We start from the raw sequence: 15,460 nt of genomic DNA on the forward strand, positions 1-15,460 counted from the left end.
ACTAAGGGTAAGAATATGAGAAAGAGAGGCGGGGAAATATCTTCGCCTCTTACTTATGAGGAGGTGGACGCAATCGCAACAATCGTAGAATTAGTCAGAGAAGTTGTAGAACCTGTCATCCAAGCACCTTTCGAACTCGTGGATATCGAGTATGGAAAGATTGGCAGTGACATGATTCTCAGTATTTTTGTAGATAAACCTGAAGGAATTACCTTGAACGACACGGCAGACTTGACAGAAATGATCAGTCCTGTCCTAGACACCATCAAGCCAGATCCCTTCCCAGAACAATATTTCCTAGAAATCACCAGTCCAGGCTTGGAACGTCCTTTGAAAAACAAAGATGCCGTCGCTGGAGCGGTTGGGAAATACATCCATGTCGGGCTCTACCAAGCCATCGATAAGCAAAAGGTCTTTGAAGGAACCTTGTTGGCCTTTGAAGAGGATGAGTTGACTATGGAATATATGGACAAGACACGTAAGAAAACTGTCCAAATTCCATACAGTTTAGTATCAAAAGCACGTTTAGCAGTTAAATTATAGAAAAAGAAAGGATAGCTTTTGAGGATTCAAAAGTGAAGAAAACATGAGTAAAGAAATGCTAGAGGCCTTCCGCATTTTGGAAGAAGACAAGGGAATCAAAAAAGAAGACATCATCGACGCAGTAGTAGAGTCGCTTCGTTCCGCTTATCGCAGACGCTATGGTCAATCAGACAGCGTAGCTATTGACTTCAACGAAAAAACAGGTGACTTTACAGTTTATACTGTCCGTGAAGTGGTTGATGAAGTATTTGATAGCCGTTTGGAAATCAGCTTGAAAGATGCTCTTGCTATCAATTCAGCCTATGAACTTGGTGACAAAATCAAGTTTGAAGAAGCACCTGCTGAGTTTGGTCGAGTAGCAGCCCAATCTGCCAAACAAACCATCATGGAAAAAATGCGCAAGCAAACACGTGCCATCACTTACAATACTTACAAAGAACATGAGCAAGAAATCATGTCTGGTACAGTAGAGCGCTTTGACAACCGCTTCATCTATGTCAATCTTGGTAGCATCGAAGCCCAATTGTCAAAACAAGACCAAATCCCTGGGGAAGTTTTTGCTTCCCACGATCGTATCGAAGTATATGTTTATAAGGTTGAAGACAATCCTCGTGGCGTCAACGTCTTTGTTAGCCGTAGCCATCCAGAAATGATCAAACGCTTGATGGAGCAAGAAATTCCAGAAGTTTATGATGGAACTGTTGAAATCATGAGCGTGGCTCGTGAAGCAGGTGACCGTACCAAGGTTGCAGTTCGTAGCCATAATCCAAACGTGGACGCTATCGGTACAATCGTTGGACGTGGTGGTGCTAATATCAAGAAAATCACTAGCAAATTCCACCCAGCTCGCTACGATGCCAAGAGCGACCGTATGGTGCCAATCGAAGAAAACATCGACGTTATTGAGTGGGTAGCAGATCCAGCTGAATTTATCTACAATGCCATCGCTCCTGCTGAAGTTGACCAAGTTATCTTTGACGAAAACGACAGCAAACGTTCCTTGGTGGTTGTGCCAGATAACAAGCTTTCTCTTGCCATTGGTCGTCGTGGACAAAACGTTCGCTTGGCAGCTCACTTGACTGGTTACCGTATCGACATCAAGTCTGCTAGCGAATTTGAAGCCATGGAAGAAGCTGATTCGGTAGAGTTGGAAGCAGAAAACGATACTGTAGAAGAATAAAAGCTGCTAGAGGAGGGAAAGATGAAAACAAGAAAAATCCCTTTGCGCAAGTCTGTTGTGTCCAATGAAGTGATTGATAAGCGTGATTTGCTCCGCATTGTCAAGAACAAGGAAGGGCAAGTCTTTATCGATCCGACAGGCAAGGCCAATGGCCGCGGCGCTTATATCAAGCTAGACAATGCAGAAGCCTTAGAGGCTAAAAAGAAGAAGGTCTTTAACCGCAGCTTTAACATGGAAGTGGAAGAAAGCTTTTATGACGAGTTGATCGCTTATGTGGATCACAAAGTGAAAAGAAGAGAGTTAGGACTTGAATAAGCAAAAGATAAGCAATCTCTTGGGACTTGCTCAGCGAGCAGGGCGGATTATATCGGGTGAAGAATTGGTGGTCAAGGCCATTCAAGACGGCAAGGCCAAGATGGTCTTTCTAGCTCATGATGCTGGACCCAATCTAACCAAGAAGATTCAAGATAAAAGTCATTATTATCAAGTAGAAATTGTAACCGTGTTTTCAACACTGGAATTAAGCATAGCAGTCGGGAAATCGAGAAAGGTTTTGGCTGTAACAGATGCTGGATTTACAAAGAAAATGAGGTCTCTTATGGAATAGAAGAGGAGGACATGATTTGTCTAAGAAAAGATTGTACGAAATCGCAAAAGAACTTGGAAAAGAAAGTAAAGAAGTTGTAGCGCGTGCAAAAGAGTTGGGCTTGGATGTGAAAAGCCACTCATCAAGTGTGGAAGAAGCTGTCGCTGCAAAAATTGCTGCCAGCTTTAAGCCTGCAGCTGCTCCGAAAGTAGAAGCAAAACCTGCAACACCAAAAGCAAGTGCAGAAAAGAAAGCCGAAAAGTCTGAACCAGCTAAACCAGCTGTAGCTAAGGAAGAGGCAAAACCTGCAGCCCCAGAAGCAAGTGCAGAAAAGAAAGCCGAAAAGTCTGAACCAGTAAAACCAGCTGTAGCCAAGGAAGAGGTAAAACCAGCTGAGCCAGTCGCTCCTAAAGCAGAAAAAGTAGCGGCTAAACCGCAAAGCCGTAATTTCAAGGCTGAGCGTGAAGCCCGTGCCAAAGAGCAGGCAGAACGACGCAAGCAAAATAAGGGCAATAACCGTGACCAACAACAAAACGGAAACCGTCAGAAAAACGACGGTCGTAATGGTGGGAAACAAGGTCAAGGCAACCGCGACAATCGTCGCTTTAATGACCAAGCGAAGAAACAGCAAGGTCAGCAAAATCGTGGAAACGATCGCCGTCAACAAGAGGACAAACGTCCAAATCAAGCGGCTCCACGTGTTGACTTTAAAGCCCGTGCAGCAGCCCTCAAAGCAGAGCAAAATGCAGAATATGCACGTTCAAGTGAGGAACGCTTCAAGCAGTATCAGGCTGCTAAAGAAGCCTTGGCTCAAGCTAACAAACGCAAGGAACCAGAGGAAATCTTTGAAGAAGCGGCTAAGTTAGCTGAACAAGCGCAGCAAGCACAGCAAGTTCAAGCAGTGGTTGAAGTCGTCCCTGAGAAAAAAGAACCTGCAGTGGATACACGTCGTAAAAAACAAGCTCGACCAGACAAAAATCGTGACGATTATGATCACGAAGAAGATGGTCCTAGAAAACAACAAAAGAATCGAAGTAGTCAAAATCAAGTGAGAAATCAAAAGAATAGTAACTGGAATAACAACAAAAAGAACAAAAAAGGCAATAACAAGAACAACCGTAATCAGACTCCAAAACCTGTTACAGAGCGTAAATTCCATGAATTGCCAACAGAATTTGAGTATACAGATGGTATGACCGTTGCGGAAATCGCAAAACGTATCAAACGTGAACCAGCTGAAATCGTTAAGAAACTTTTCATGATGGGTGTCATGGCCACACAGAACCAATCCTTGGATGGGGAAACAATTGAACTCCTCATGGTGGATTACGGTATCGAAGCCAAACAAAAGGTTGAAGTGGATAATGCCGATATCGAACGTTTCTTTGTCGAGGATGGTTATCTCAATGAAGATGAATTGGTTGAGCGTCCACCAGTTGTAACTATCATGGGACACGTTGACCACGGTAAAACAACTCTCCTAGATACCCTTCGTAACTCTCGTGTTGCGACAGGTGAAGCAGGTGGTATCACTCAACATATCGGTGCCTACCAAATTGTGGAAAATGGCAAGAAGATTACCTTCCTTGATACACCTGGACACGCGGCCTTTACATCAATGCGTGCGCGTGGTGCATCTGTTACCGATATTACCATCTTGGTTGTAGCGGCAGATGACGGGGTTATGCCACAGACTATCGAAGCCATCAACCACTCAAAAGCAGCCAACGTTCCAATTATCGTAGCTATCAACAAGATTGATAAACCAGGTGCCAACCCAGAACGTGTTATTGGTGAATTGGCAGAGCATGGAGTTATGTCAACTGCTTGGGGCGGAGATTCTGAATTTGTTGAAATCTCAGCTAAATTCAACCAAAACATCGAAGAATTGTTGGAAACAGTCCTTCTTGTGGCTGAAATCCAAGAACTCAAGGCAGACCCAACAGTTCGTGCGATCGGTACAGTTATCGAAGCTCGCCTGGATAAAGGAAAAGGTGCGGTCGCAACCCTTCTTGTTCAACAAGGTACCTTGAATGTCCAAGACCCTATCGTTGTCGGAAATACCTTCGGTCGTGTCCGTGCTATGACCAACGACCTTGGTCGTCGTGTTAAGGTAGCAGGTCCATCAACACCAGTTTCAATCACAGGTTTGAACGAAGCGCCAATGGCAGGTGACCACTTTGCAGTTTACGAAGATGAAAAATCTGCGCGTGCAGCAGGTGAAGAGCGTGCCAAACGTGCCCTCATGAAACAACGTCAAGCTACCCAACGTGTCAGCCTTGAAAACCTCTTTGATACCCTTAAAGCTGGTGAACTCAAGTCAGTTAACGTTATCATCAAGGCCGACGTACAAGGTTCTGTTGAAGCCCTTTCTGCCTCACTTCAAAAGATCGACGTGGAAGGTGTCAAAGTTACCATCGTTCACTCTGCGGTCGGTGCTATCAACGAATCAGATGTGACCCTTGCCGAAGCTTCAAATGCCTTTATCGTTGGTTTCAACGTACGCCCGACACCACAAGCTCGTCAACAGGCTGAAGCTGACGATGTGGAAATCCGTCTCCACAGCATTATCTACAAGGTTATCGAAGAGATGGAAGAAGCTATGAAAGGGATGCTTGATCCAGAATTCGAAGAAAAAGTTATCGGTGAAGCAGTTATCCGTGAAACCTTCAAGGTGTCTAAAGTGGGAACTATCGGTGGATTCATGGTTATCAACGGTAAGGTTACCCGTGACTCTAAAGTCCGTGTTATCCGTGATGGTGTCGTTATCTATGATGGCGAACTCGCAAGCTTGAAACACTACAAAGACGACGTCAAAGAAGTTACAAACGGTCGTGAAGGTGGATTGATGATTGACGGCTACAATGATATCAAGATGGATGATGTGATTGAGGCGTATGTCATGGAAGAAATCAAGAGATAATAGAGAAACGATAGCTCATTTGACTCGTCGTCAACAGCGCCTTGATGAACTTCAGTTCTATCTAAGGCTTGTTTCCTAGATTCAAATGGCTCTAGTTCCTCTATCTAATAGAAATAGCTAGGTCTGCTGGCCTAGCTTTTGGTTCAAAGTAGAGAAAGGAATATCATGGCAAATCATTTCCGTACGGATCGTGTGGGCATGGAAATCAAGCGTGAAGTCAATGAGATTTTGCAAAAGAAAGTCCGTGATCCGCGTGTCCAAGGTGTGACCATCACAGATGTCCAGATGCTGGGTGACTTGTCTGTTGCCAAGGTTTACTACACCATTTTGAGTAACCTTGCTTCAGATAACCAAAAAGCCAAAATCGGGCTTGAAAAAGCAACTGGTACTATCAAACGTGAACTTGGTCGCAATTTGAAATTGTACAAAATCCCAGATTTGACCTTCGTCAAAGACGAGTCCATCGAGTATGGAAACAAAATTGACGAGATGCTACGCAATCTGGATAAGAACTAAGAAGAGGGGCAACCCTCTTTTTTGGTGGAGAAAGTAGGTGGAATTTGAAATGGAAAAATATTCTTTTAAAAAGGGGGTCTGTATTTTTAAATGTTAGCTAATCAGAAAATGCTTTTTTTTTTAGGAAATATGATATGATAAAGTGTAAAAAAGAAATAAGGAGTTTGTATATGGCTGAACAAGAGTTGGCTATGCAAGTATTGCAACAAGTGGTGAAACTACCTGTTGTTAAGGTTGATCGTTCGAAATTTTTAGTGGATAAGTTTTCCAAAGAATTGGATCCACAGGACATTCCTACCTTATTAGAACAAGGTCCAACGTCTCTCTTATCTCAAGAAACCTTAGATAGAGTGGCTAATGTCTGCATTAGGGATAATGTTTTATTGGCGAGTGGAACCTCTGTTTTGGCAGGATTACCAGGTGGACTTGCCATGGCAATCACTATACCAGCGGATGTAGCTCAATTTTATGCTTTTTCTTTAAAATTAGCTCAAGAACTAGGTTATATTTATGGATATGAGGATCTTTGGGCTTCACGCGAGGAGTTGAGTGAAGATGCTCAAAATACCCTCTTGCTTTATCTAGGCGTCATGTTGGGGGTAAATGGAACCGCTGCCTTGCTACGTGCTGGTGGTATAACAATTGCCAAACAGGTAATGAAAACAGTGCCTAATAAAGCCTTAACAAAGACGCTTTGGTACCCTATTTTGAAAAAAGTCTTAAAAATATTTGGTGTGAATCTGACCAAGGGAGGGCTGGCCAAAGGAATGGGGAAATTTATTCCTATCTTGGGAGGTATCATTTCAGGTGGTTTAACCTTTGCAACTATGAAACCGATGGGTGAAAGCTTGCAGAAAGAATTATCCAAGCTAGTCAACTATAGTGAAGTTCAATATCAAGAAGATGTTGAAACAATCCGAAAAGAGGCTGAAATCATCGAAGGAGAGTAATATGGGACTCATAAAAATTCTAGCTAAAACTTATGGGAATTACTTTTTGACCGTGCAAGGTGTAAAAGTAATGAAGACGATAAAGAAAGATGACCACGCCGTTGTCGGTCTAGGGAAACTTTTTATTGCAGACAAGTTAATGGATACGGCTCGGTGGCTCATCAAGCCAGAGGAGAGAGAATGAAATTTTTCTGGGGACTTCTTGCCATTCTTTTTATTAAACAGATTATTGGAATTGTGAAATTCTTTTGGATGATCATCTCTTTTGCAGTCCAATTGCTGTTTTACAAGCTATTATTTAAACTATTGGATTGGCTCTTTAAACTTATTTAGTCCGTAATTCAAGTCGCAGAGAACTAGCAGGAACTCCACTGCTAGTTTTTTAATCTCTTTCCTTGTGGTATAATAAAAGCAGTAAAATCATTTTAGAACATTCAGTGGAGGTCGTCATGGACAATATCATCGATGTGTCAATTCCCGTTGCAGAAGTGGTGGATAAGCATCCAGAAGTCTTGGAAATCCTAGTAGAGCTGGGTTTCAAACCTCTTGCTAATCCCTTGATGCGTAATACTATCGGTCGTAAAGTATCACTCAAACAGGGTTCTAAGCTTGAAGGAACTCCTATGGACAAGATTGTCCGTACGCTGGAAGCAAACGGCTACGAAGTGATTGGGTTAGACTAATGGCAGATGAACGGATTCATGTCCTACGGGATATTTTGTTAGAATTGCACAATGGTGCCTCTCCTGAGTCGGTTCAGGAGCGTTTTGATGCGACCTTTACAGGTGTTTCAGCCATTGAGATTTCCCTCATGGAGCACGAACTGATGAACTCAGACTCAGGTGTCACATTTGAAGATGTCATGGAACTCTGTGATGTCCATGCCAATCTTTTTAAAAATGCTGTTAAGGGTGTCGAAGTAGAGGATACCGAGCATCCTGGCCACCCAGTTCGGATCTTTAAGGAAGAAAATCTGGCCCTCCGTGCTGCCTTGATTCGCATTCGGAGACTGTTAGATACCTATGAGTCTATGGAAGATGAAGAAATGCTTGCGGAGATGCGTAAGGGTTTGGTGCGTCAGATGGGACTTGTGGGGCAATTTGACATCCATTACCAACGTAAAGAAGAACTCTTCTTTCCTATCATGGAGCGCTATGGACACGATTCACCCCCAAAAGTTATGTGGGGAGTGGATGATCAGATCAGGGAACTCTTTCAAACAGCTTTAGCGACAGCCAAGTCACTACCAGAAGTGTCAATTAGCAGCGTAAAAGAATCTTTTGAAGCCTTTGCGACAGAGTTTGAAAGTATGATTTTCAAGGAAGAGTCCATCCTCCTTATGATTCTCCTTGAGTCCTTTACTCAGGATGACTGGCTTCAGATTGCGGAGGAGAGCGATGCCTATGGTTATGCCATCATCCGTCCATCTGAGAAATGGGTGCCAGAACGCCAGAGTTTTGTCGAGGAAAAGAGTGCAGAGGAGCCCGTACAACTAGATACGACAGAAGGCCAAGTTCACCAAGTTATCGATACGCCAGAGGGTCAGTTTACTATCACCTTTACACCTAAGGAAAAGGAAGCAGTGCTGGATCGTCATAGTCAACAGGCTTTTGGGAATGGCTATCTATCGGTCGAGCAGGCAAATCTCATCCTCAATCACCTCCCCATGGAGATTACCTTTGTCAATAAAGACGATATTTTCCAGTATTACAATGACAATACGCCAGCTGATGAGATGATTTTCAAACGGACACCGTCTCAAGTTGGGCGCAATGTCGAACTCTGCCATCCGCCTAAGTACTTGGACAAGGTCAAGACTATCATGAAGGGACTTCGTGAGGGGACCAAGGATAAGTATGAAATGTGGTTCAAGTCTGAGTCGCGAGGTAAGTTTGTCCACATCACCTACGCAGCAGTGCACGATGAAGAGGGAGAATTCCAAGGTGTGTTGGAGTATGTTCAGGATATTCAGCCCTACCGTGAGATTGATACGGACTATTTCCGTGGATTAGAATAAGGAGAAAAAATGAGTTACGAACAAGAATTTATGAAGGAATTTGAAGCTTGGGTCAATACCCAAATCATGATTAACGACATGGCGCACAAGGAAAGTCAAAAAGTTTACGAAGAAGACCAGGACGAGCGTGCCAAAGATGCCATGATTCGTTATGAGAGCCGCTTGGATGCTTATCAGTTCTTGCTTGGTAAGTTTGAAAACTTCAAAGCAGGCAAGGGATTTCATGATTTGCCAGAAGGCTTATTTGGTGAGCGGAATTATTAAACGAGAAAGGTTCTTGATTTTTTACTAAAATCTTGATAGAATATTTATATTAAATCCTTGTCAGAGCAGGGGTTTTTTATTGAAAGGATTTTATCATGTCAAAGAAACTCAATCGTAAAAAACAATTACGAAATAGCCTCCGTCGTGCAGGTGCCTTTTCAAGTACTGTGACTAAGGTTGTAGAAGAGACAAAAAAAGTCGTGAAACGTGCAGAACAGTCAGCAAGCCAAGCTGGTAAGGCTGTTTCTAAAAAAGTTGAACAAGCAGTAGAAGCTACCAAAGAGCAAGCTCAAAAAGTAGCCAATTCTGTAGAAGATTTTGCAGCAAACTTGGGTGGACTTCCACTTGATCGTGCCAAAACTTTCTATGATGAAGGCATCAAATCTGCTTCAGATTTCAAAAATTGGACTGAAAAAGAACTTCTTGCCTTGAAAGGAATCGGCCCAGCTACCATCAAGAAATTGAAAGAAAATGGTATCAAGTTCAAGTAATTTTTCTTGTTCCTTGCATTTCCGTTAAAATCTTGCTACAATAGAGCCATTAGAGGTGTTTTGAATCCCACATTTTACAGAAAGTGGCGGAGCTGAGAAGTCCACAAATGTGTCAAAACTGGTTGCTAATGGATGAAAAATTGAAATAAAAGTGTCTTTTTGTTTTAAAGACGAGAGTTGCGGGCAACTGCCCGAAATTGGGTGGTACCGCGGATAAATACATTCGTCCCTGTCATGTAGATGGCAGGGACGATTTTTTTGTAGAAAGCGAGGAAGAAGGATGACAAGAGCTGAATTACCAGAACGCTTAGAAACCGAACGACTCGTCCTACGAGTTCGTACAGTGGCAGATGCTGAGGGTATCCATACCTACGCTAGTTTGCCGGAGGTCGCTTACCCAGCGGGCTTTCCGCCCGTCAAGACCTTGGAAGATGAAATCTATTATCTGGAGCATATCCTTCCCGAGCGCAATCAAAAGGAAAATCTCCCAGCTGGCTACGGAATTGTCGTCAAAGGAACCGATAAAGTCATCGGCTCTGTTGATTTCAACCATCGGCACGAAGACGATGTACTGGAGATTGGCTACACCTTGCCCCCAGACTATTGGGGACGAGGTTATGTGCCAGAAGCAGCGCGTGCCTTGATTGACATAGCTTTTAGAGAACTAGGTCTTCACAAGATTGAACTTTCTTGCTTTGGTTACAATACCCAAAGTCAACGAGTCGCAGAGAAACTTGGCTTTACTCTGGAAGCTCGCATCCGAGACCGCAAAGATGCCCAAGGCAATCGCTGTGATGATTTGAGATATGGCTTGCTGAGGAGTGAGTGGGAGGTAATTTGATGCATCTTTTCATCATTGGTGCTCCAGCATCAGGAAAAATGACCATTGGTCAAGAATTATCTCGACTGACAGATGCTACCCTCTTTTATAACCATCAAGCCATCGATTTTGCACTAGAAATCTATCAGGACTTTACAGAGGAAATGTGGGAATTTGTTCGTGGAATCACCTTTTCTTTCCTTGGAGCAAGTGCAAGAAATCAGCGATCAGTAATTTTAACTGACGTAATTGATTTTTCAAATCAGTACCAGCTGATGTATTTAAAGCAAATTCAGGATTTGTTGAATGACTATCATCAAGAGATTCTGTTTGTGGAGTTGGAAACAAGTCTTGAGGAGCGCTTACATCGAAATCGAACGGAGAATCGATTAAAGCACAAACCCTTAAAACGACATATTGAGGTATCTGAAAGAGAAATTTTAGAAACCACTGAAACACTTCAATTAAATTCCCAACATCAACCGAATGAGCTACACCACTACTTTAAAATAAATAATACGAATTTGTCTGCAGAAGAAGCTGCTAAGCAAATTCAAAATAAAATGAACAAAATAGAGAAAGGACACACACATATCTAAACAACTTCATGAAGACGTTCTCAAGACTCAAGAAGTTCAAAAGTCTCAATCTTTTTCGTTCGTGATTCCTACCACCAAATGTAACTTTAAAACTCTACCTTAATCGCGCTTGGAGTACACCCTTCAAAGTAAACGAATCACAAAGAAACTGGGATTTCCCATTTAAGCCTGTATCCGAGGTCGTAAGAATATCCAATACAGCAGAGGTAGAGTTTGATTTATTGAAGAATGAGTTAGAGGAGAAAATAGATGGCTAAAAAGAAAAATAGAAAAAAGAATTAAATCGCCAGCAAAAGTTGGATATCAAAGTCGTTTCTGAAGAAGAGGTTGTCTGGACAGAACTACTGGCTAAAAAACCAACTTTTGTAGAACGTCGGACCATTCAAAATTTCGATGAACTACATACAACAGTGATGCAATATGCTGATGAACATGGAGAGTATCCAGATGTTCAGCTAATCAATTACCAACTGAAAAATAGGATTTTTGATTAGAATCAGGACCATGCTTTATTTAGAGAAGCTATGCATACTCCAAATACACAGAAGCGAAATGAACTGTTAAAACAAGTTTTAAAGATCAATCCAGATTATTTTGCTGCTGATTTTCACCCATTCTTATCAGAGGTTGAAGATTTTGATTTACCAACCTTTAGATTAGATTTAGGAGGCAAAGATTGAAATTAATGTATTATTTTAATACTGACAATAGATTGAAGAATCTTTTTGCTCAAACTTGGAAAATACTTATGTATGCGCTAACGTATTTTCCAATAATATCTCTAATTATATTCTGTCTTACCGATTTTAAATTAGTTATAATTTTACAATTTGCCTTGATACTAATATATGTGTTTAACTATAAAAATCGATTTAATAAGTTTAGAGTTTTTCTTACTAAAAGTACTAAATCTTTAGCTTTTATGAACGCATGGGATGGAATATTTTGCGGAATCTTGACTTACATTCTTTATAACCTAAATCTAGTTGAATCAACTTTAATCAACTTATCTCAATATTTTTTTATTAATTATGGCATAAGTAAAAATCACATAAATAACTGGATTATCATTGTAATACTTTTAATATTACCATTTGTATTATCTGTTATAAAAACTGTAGGATCAATCAAGATATTTCAAAAAGTTAATAAAATAGATATCGTAAAGGGAAAGACACTGTGGAATGTATATGCCACGATGCTTATTATTTCGTTTTTATGGTATTATATCTATATTTATTACTTTATTTCTAATGTTATTGATTTTCATTCTGATTTAATAACTGACATTCTTATGTTCAGTTCACTTATTGCACTTTATTTAATATGCTGGTGGATGATTTATAATCTAATTAGACATGGTGCAAAAGATACCAAAGAAGTAATAGCATCATGGTTAATTGGTTCAATCTGTATATTACTGTTAGCAGTATTTAATCAAGTTGAAAATGAATTAATAAATGCTTTAACATGGTTTTTGCCAATTTTAATTCCTAGTCTAATTGGAGAAATAAATTCTCAATTCGATACAAAAAAACATAAGAAAAAACCAATAAGAACTGAGAAAATGGATAGACACCTCTATCGAACTCAACTATATGGTTTTCTTACTCTATTAATGTTGAGTATTATTCCAAAGTTAACCGAAATTATTTGGGGTTTAAAGATTAAGAAGAAATTGGTCGAATTTATAACTCCCGAAGCTGATTGGATGTCTGAATTATTTGCCTCAACTATAATTATTTTCGTTTGTTTCATATTATCATTAGTTATTGGGAAGATTATAATTTGGTTATTACAATATTTCTATTTAAACACCTATAATGGATATTACGTGTATCGTGACAATATGCATAGTATATTAATAAATCGTAGATATAAAAGAAATATTCATAAAAGGAGAAAAAATAATGTCTAAATAACTTTCACCTAAATACACTCCATCCTATGTTTAGGTTGGTCGTTAACAAAACAACTTCATGAAGATGTTCTCAAGACTCAAGAAGTTCAAAAGTCTCAACCTTTTTCATTCGTGATTCCGACCACCAAATGTAACTGGAAAAACTCTACCTTGGTCAGGCTTGGGGTACAACCTTCAAAGCAAATGAATCACAAAGAAGCTTAGATTCCCGTTCAAGCCTGTATCCGAGGTCGTAAGAATATCCAATACAGCAGAGGTAGAGTTTGATATATTGAAGAATGAGTTAGAGGAGAAAATAGATGGCTAAAAAGAAAAATAGAAAAAAAGAATTAAAACGCCAGCAAAAGTTGGATATCAAAGTTATTTCTGAAGAAGAGGCTGCTTGGACAGAAATCATGGCCAAAAATCCAACTTTTGTAGAACGTCGGACTATTCAAAATTTCGATGAACTGCATACAGCAGTGATGCAATATGCTGATGAACACGGAGAGTATCCAGATGTTCAGCTAATCAATTACCAACTGAAAAATAGGACTTTTGATTGGAATCAGGATCATGCTTTATTTAGAGAAGCTATGCATACTCCAAATACACAGAAGCGAAATAAATTGTTAAAGCAAGTTTTAAAAATAAATCCAGATTATTTTGCTGCTGACTTTCACCTATTCTTATCAGAGGTTGAAGACTTTGATTTGTCAACCTTTAAAAAAGTATTGGATTTTGAAATTCTAGTTTTAGAAAAATGGAAAATGAATGGCTACAATAGTTGGAATTATTTTGAAGCACGCCCTATCCTGTCTGCTCTGATGTTTCTGATTGAGTATTATATGATGGAGAACTTCAATTCTAAGGCTATGAAATTGATTGACCTATATTTGAGTAAGCGACCAGAACGTTTTCCTCCTAATTTTGTCTTCTGTATGCTTTCCTTGTATCATATCACTGGTCAGGAACTAAAGGTTGAGCGCTTCTATCGTGAAGAATTGAATAAAGGGAAACGGGACGATACCATTCTTATTCATGCCATCATCTCTGCTTTTTCTCAAGGAAAAATTGAGGAAGCCAGTCAGTTATTTGCAAAATTAGTGGAAATCAATGATGAAGCTGTTGAATTCTTTATAGAGGAAGATTGGCAATTCAAAGTTATAGATATAGAAGACCAAGAATGCTATTATCCAAATTCAGTTGAATCGTTACAAGCTAGTTTGTATCCTCTGTTTGATTATTTACTAGAAAATATTATTTTAACGAAATTTTTAACAAACGAAGCCCAAAAATTCCGCCGTAAACCAGTATTTTCGAATCATTCTAGTATGATAAAAAATTTATCCGAGGTATCCGATTGTCATTCCTTTATGAATGAGGAAAAAATGAAGGGGATTCGGATGGATCTTGTTCACATCTTTGTTGAAAATGGGATTCGTAGGTATTCAGATTTCAAAAAATGGACTGAAAAAGAAGTTCTCGCTTTGAAGGGAATTGGTCCCGTAACCGTTAAAAAGCTGAAAGAAAACGGCATAAAGTTTAAGAAAGAGAAGTAATTGTTTATGGAAGGGGGGAGGTGAAATTGTCTTGAATGAAATTTCTAATTTCATCCTGTATACTACACCAAATGGCGACGTTCAGCTAGATATCCTTTTACAAGATGAAAATCTTTGGTTGACTCAAAAAGGTCTTGCAGAGCTCTTTGGAGTTGAACGAAGTGTCATTACAAAGCACTTAAAAAACATTTATGATAGTGATGAGTTGGATAAGGTGTCAACTTGTGCAAAATTTGCACAGGTTCAACAAGAGGGCAATAGAACTGTCCGGCGTGAACTTGAATATTACAATCTGGATGCTATCATTTCAGTTGGTTATCGAGTAAATTCCAGTAAGGCTACTCAATTTAGAATTTGGGCAACTAAGACCTTGAAAGAATTTATCATCAAAGGTTTTGTTTTAGATGATGAACGTTTGAAACAAGGACAGACAGTTTTCGGACAAGATTATTTCCGTGAACTTTTAGAACGAATTCGCTCTATTCGTTCTAGCGAGCGCCGAATCTATCAACAAATTACGGATATCTTTGCTGAATGTGCCATAGATTATGATCGAAACTCAGATATTACTAAAAATTTCTATGCTATGGTGCAAAATAAATTTCATTATGCAATTACTGGAAGTACGGCTGCAGAAATTATCTATCAGCAAGCCGATGCAAGTAAAGAAAAAATGGGATTAACTACTTGGAAGAATGCACCTGATGGACGAGTACTCAAATCAGATGTAACGGTTGCTAAAAACTATCTGCAAGAAAAAGAAATTCGACAACTAGAGCGAACTGTTACAGCCTATTTTGATTATATCGAGGGTTTGATTGAGCGCCGTAATACGTTTACAATGCGAGGATTGGCAGATAGTATTAATCGTTTTCTATCTTTTAATGAGTACGAAATTTTAGAAGGAAAAGGAAGTATTTCCAAGAAACAAGCAGACTCAAAAGCCATTCAGGAGTATGAAAAATTTAACCGAACTCAAAAAATTATATCAGACTTTGATAAACATATTATGAAGATAATGAGAGAAAGTTAATGTAAAATTTTCACCGTTTATTTGCTTATAGAAGATAATGAGAAAAACAAGATGAGTTGAATCAAAGCCTATCTTC

General features: G+C 39.8%; 19 protein-coding genes. All 19 read left to right on the forward strand.

What is annotated here, in order from left to right:
- Nucleotides 1-63 precede the first annotated feature (63 nt).
- The 19 genes from rimP to HT725_RS03835 all read left to right on the forward strand — a co-directional run bounded on the left by rimP (nt 64) and on the right by HT725_RS03835 (nt 15,384).
- Nucleotides 64-543: a ribosome maturation factor RimP gene (gene rimP / locus HT725_RS03745; RefSeq protein ID WP_173219799.1), complete on the forward strand. Its 480-nt coding sequence runs from the start codon at nt 64-66 to the stop codon at nt 541-543.
- A 43-nt stretch (nt 544-586) separates the two neighbouring features.
- Nucleotides 587-1,723, forward strand: coding sequence for a transcription termination factor NusA (gene nusA / locus HT725_RS03750; protein ID WP_173219802.1), 1,137 nt, complete (start codon nt 587-589; stop codon nt 1,721-1,723).
- Nucleotides 1,724-1,744: 21 nt separating this feature from the next.
- Nucleotides 1,745-2,038, forward strand: coding sequence for a YlxR family protein (locus HT725_RS03755; protein ID WP_000857560.1), 294 nt, complete (start codon nt 1,745-1,747; stop codon nt 2,036-2,038).
- Nucleotides 2,031-2,330 carry a YlxQ-related RNA-binding protein gene (locus HT725_RS03760; protein ID WP_001041392.1) on the forward strand — a complete coding sequence of 100 codons (300 nt, stop codon included), beginning with the start codon at nt 2,031-2,033 and terminating at the stop codon, nt 2,328-2,330. The genes HT725_RS03755 and HT725_RS03760 overlap by 8 nt, the downstream gene beginning before the upstream one ends.
- Before the next feature lie 16 nt (nt 2,331-2,346).
- Nucleotides 2,347-5,232, forward strand: coding sequence for a translation initiation factor IF-2 (gene infB, locus HT725_RS03765; RefSeq protein ID WP_173219806.1), 2,886 nt, complete (start codon nt 2,347-2,349; stop codon nt 5,230-5,232).
- Between the two features lie 165 nt (nt 5,233-5,397).
- On the forward strand, nt 5,398-5,748 hold the full coding sequence (gene rbfA / locus HT725_RS03770; protein ID WP_173219809.1) for a 30S ribosome-binding factor RbfA: 351 nt from the start codon (nt 5,398-5,400) through the stop codon (nt 5,746-5,748).
- Between the two features lie 170 nt (nt 5,749-5,918).
- A complete protein-coding gene (locus HT725_RS03775; protein ID WP_164226407.1) occupies nt 5,919-6,698 on the forward strand; it encodes a hypothetical protein in 780 nt (259 codons plus the stop codon).
- A 1-nt stretch (nt 6,699) separates the two neighbouring features.
- Nucleotides 6,700-6,882 carry a hypothetical protein gene (locus HT725_RS03780; RefSeq protein WP_049524272.1) on the forward strand — a complete coding sequence of 61 codons (183 nt, stop codon included), beginning with the start codon at nt 6,700-6,702 and terminating at the stop codon, nt 6,880-6,882.
- Nucleotides 6,883-7,147: 265 nt separating this feature from the next.
- Entirely contained in the window at nt 7,148-7,381 is a 234-nt protein-coding gene (locus tag HT725_RS03785) for a DUF1858 domain-containing protein (RefSeq protein WP_000368734.1), read from the forward strand.
- Entirely contained in the window at nt 7,381-8,715 is a 1,335-nt protein-coding gene (locus tag HT725_RS03790) for a DUF438 domain-containing protein (RefSeq protein WP_173219811.1), read from the forward strand. The genes HT725_RS03785 and HT725_RS03790 overlap by 1 nt, the downstream gene beginning before the upstream one ends.
- A 9-nt stretch (nt 8,716-8,724) precedes the next feature.
- Nucleotides 8,725-8,979: a DUF1912 family protein gene (locus tag HT725_RS03795; protein ID WP_000119707.1), complete on the forward strand. Its 255-nt coding sequence runs from the start codon at nt 8,725-8,727 to the stop codon at nt 8,977-8,979.
- Nucleotides 8,980-9,074: 95 nt separating this feature from the next.
- Entirely contained in the window at nt 9,075-9,470 is a 396-nt protein-coding gene (locus HT725_RS03800; RefSeq protein WP_000038635.1) for a helix-hairpin-helix domain-containing protein, read from the forward strand.
- 280 nt (nt 9,471-9,750) lie between these two features.
- Entirely contained in the window at nt 9,751-10,311 is a 561-nt protein-coding gene (locus tag HT725_RS03805; RefSeq protein ID WP_173219814.1) for a GNAT family protein, read from the forward strand.
- Complete coding sequence (locus HT725_RS03810; protein WP_173219817.1) at nt 10,311-10,889, forward strand: AAA family ATPase; 579 nt, start codon at nt 10,311-10,313, stop codon at nt 10,887-10,889. The genes HT725_RS03805 and HT725_RS03810 overlap by 1 nt, the downstream gene beginning before the upstream one ends.
- Before the next feature lie 296 nt (nt 10,890-11,185).
- Nucleotides 11,186-11,383, forward strand: coding sequence for a hypothetical protein (locus HT725_RS03815; protein WP_007284866.1), 198 nt, complete (start codon nt 11,186-11,188; stop codon nt 11,381-11,383).
- Between the two features lie 30 nt (nt 11,384-11,413).
- The gene (locus HT725_RS03820) at nt 11,414-11,569 is read left to right on the forward strand and encodes a hypothetical protein (RefSeq protein ID WP_004237269.1); all 156 of its coding nucleotides are present in this window, start codon (nt 11,414-11,416) and stop codon (nt 11,567-11,569) included.
- 5 nt (nt 11,570-11,574) lie between these two features.
- Complete coding sequence (locus HT725_RS03825; RefSeq protein ID WP_112445099.1) at nt 11,575-12,807, forward strand: beta-carotene 15,15'-monooxygenase; 1,233 nt, start codon at nt 11,575-11,577, stop codon at nt 12,805-12,807.
- Nucleotides 12,808-13,109: 302 nt separating this feature from the next.
- The gene (locus HT725_RS03830) at nt 13,110-14,351 is read left to right on the forward strand and encodes a hypothetical protein (RefSeq protein WP_173219820.1); all 1,242 of its coding nucleotides are present in this window, start codon (nt 13,110-13,112) and stop codon (nt 14,349-14,351) included.
- A gap of 31 nt (nt 14,352-14,382) precedes the next feature.
- Complete coding sequence (locus HT725_RS03835) at nt 14,383-15,384, forward strand: virulence RhuM family protein (RefSeq protein ID WP_173253101.1); 1,002 nt, start codon at nt 14,383-14,385, stop codon at nt 15,382-15,384.
- Nucleotides 15,385-15,460: the final 76 nt, after the last annotated feature.

Source organism: Streptococcus sp. 2579, assembly GCF_013277195.1.
Taxonomy (GTDB): domain Bacteria; phylum Bacillota; class Bacilli; order Lactobacillales; family Streptococcaceae; genus Streptococcus.

Bases quoted from the DNA above. Each gene is read 5' to 3' on its own strand.
- rbfA (WP_173219809.1), top strand. From the start codon at position 5,398: ATGGCAAATCATTTCCGTACGGATCGTGTGGGCATGGAAATCAAGCGT.
- HT725_RS03780 (WP_049524272.1), top strand. From the start codon at position 6,700: ATGGGACTCATAAAAATTCTAGCTAAAACTTATGGGAATTACTTTTTG.
- HT725_RS03830 (WP_173219820.1), top strand. From the start codon at position 13,110: ATGGCTAAAAAGAAAAATAGAAAAAAAGAATTAAAACGCCAGCAAAAG.
- HT725_RS03825 (WP_112445099.1), top strand. From the start codon at position 11,575: ATGTATTATTTTAATACTGACAATAGATTGAAGAATCTTTTTGCTCAA.
- HT725_RS03805 (WP_173219814.1), top strand. From the start codon at position 9,751: ATGACAAGAGCTGAATTACCAGAACGCTTAGAAACCGAACGACTCGTC.
- HT725_RS03785 (WP_000368734.1), top strand. From the start codon at position 7,148: ATGGACAATATCATCGATGTGTCAATTCCCGTTGCAGAAGTGGTGGAT.
- HT725_RS03795 (WP_000119707.1), top strand. From the start codon at position 8,725: ATGAGTTACGAACAAGAATTTATGAAGGAATTTGAAGCTTGGGTCAAT.
- HT725_RS03775 (WP_164226407.1), top strand. From the start codon at position 5,919: ATGGCTGAACAAGAGTTGGCTATGCAAGTATTGCAACAAGTGGTGAAA.
- HT725_RS03810 (WP_173219817.1), top strand. From the start codon at position 10,311: ATGCATCTTTTCATCATTGGTGCTCCAGCATCAGGAAAAATGACCATT.
- HT725_RS03790 (WP_173219811.1), top strand. From the start codon at position 7,381: ATGGCAGATGAACGGATTCATGTCCTACGGGATATTTTGTTAGAATTG.
- HT725_RS03755 (WP_000857560.1), top strand. From the start codon at position 1,745: ATGAAAACAAGAAAAATCCCTTTGCGCAAGTCTGTTGTGTCCAATGAA.
- nusA (WP_173219802.1), top strand. From the start codon at position 587: ATGAGTAAAGAAATGCTAGAGGCCTTCCGCATTTTGGAAGAAGACAAG.
- HT725_RS03820 (WP_004237269.1), top strand. From the start codon at position 11,414: ATGCATACTCCAAATACACAGAAGCGAAATGAACTGTTAAAACAAGTT.
- HT725_RS03800 (WP_000038635.1), top strand. From the start codon at position 9,075: ATGTCAAAGAAACTCAATCGTAAAAAACAATTACGAAATAGCCTCCGT.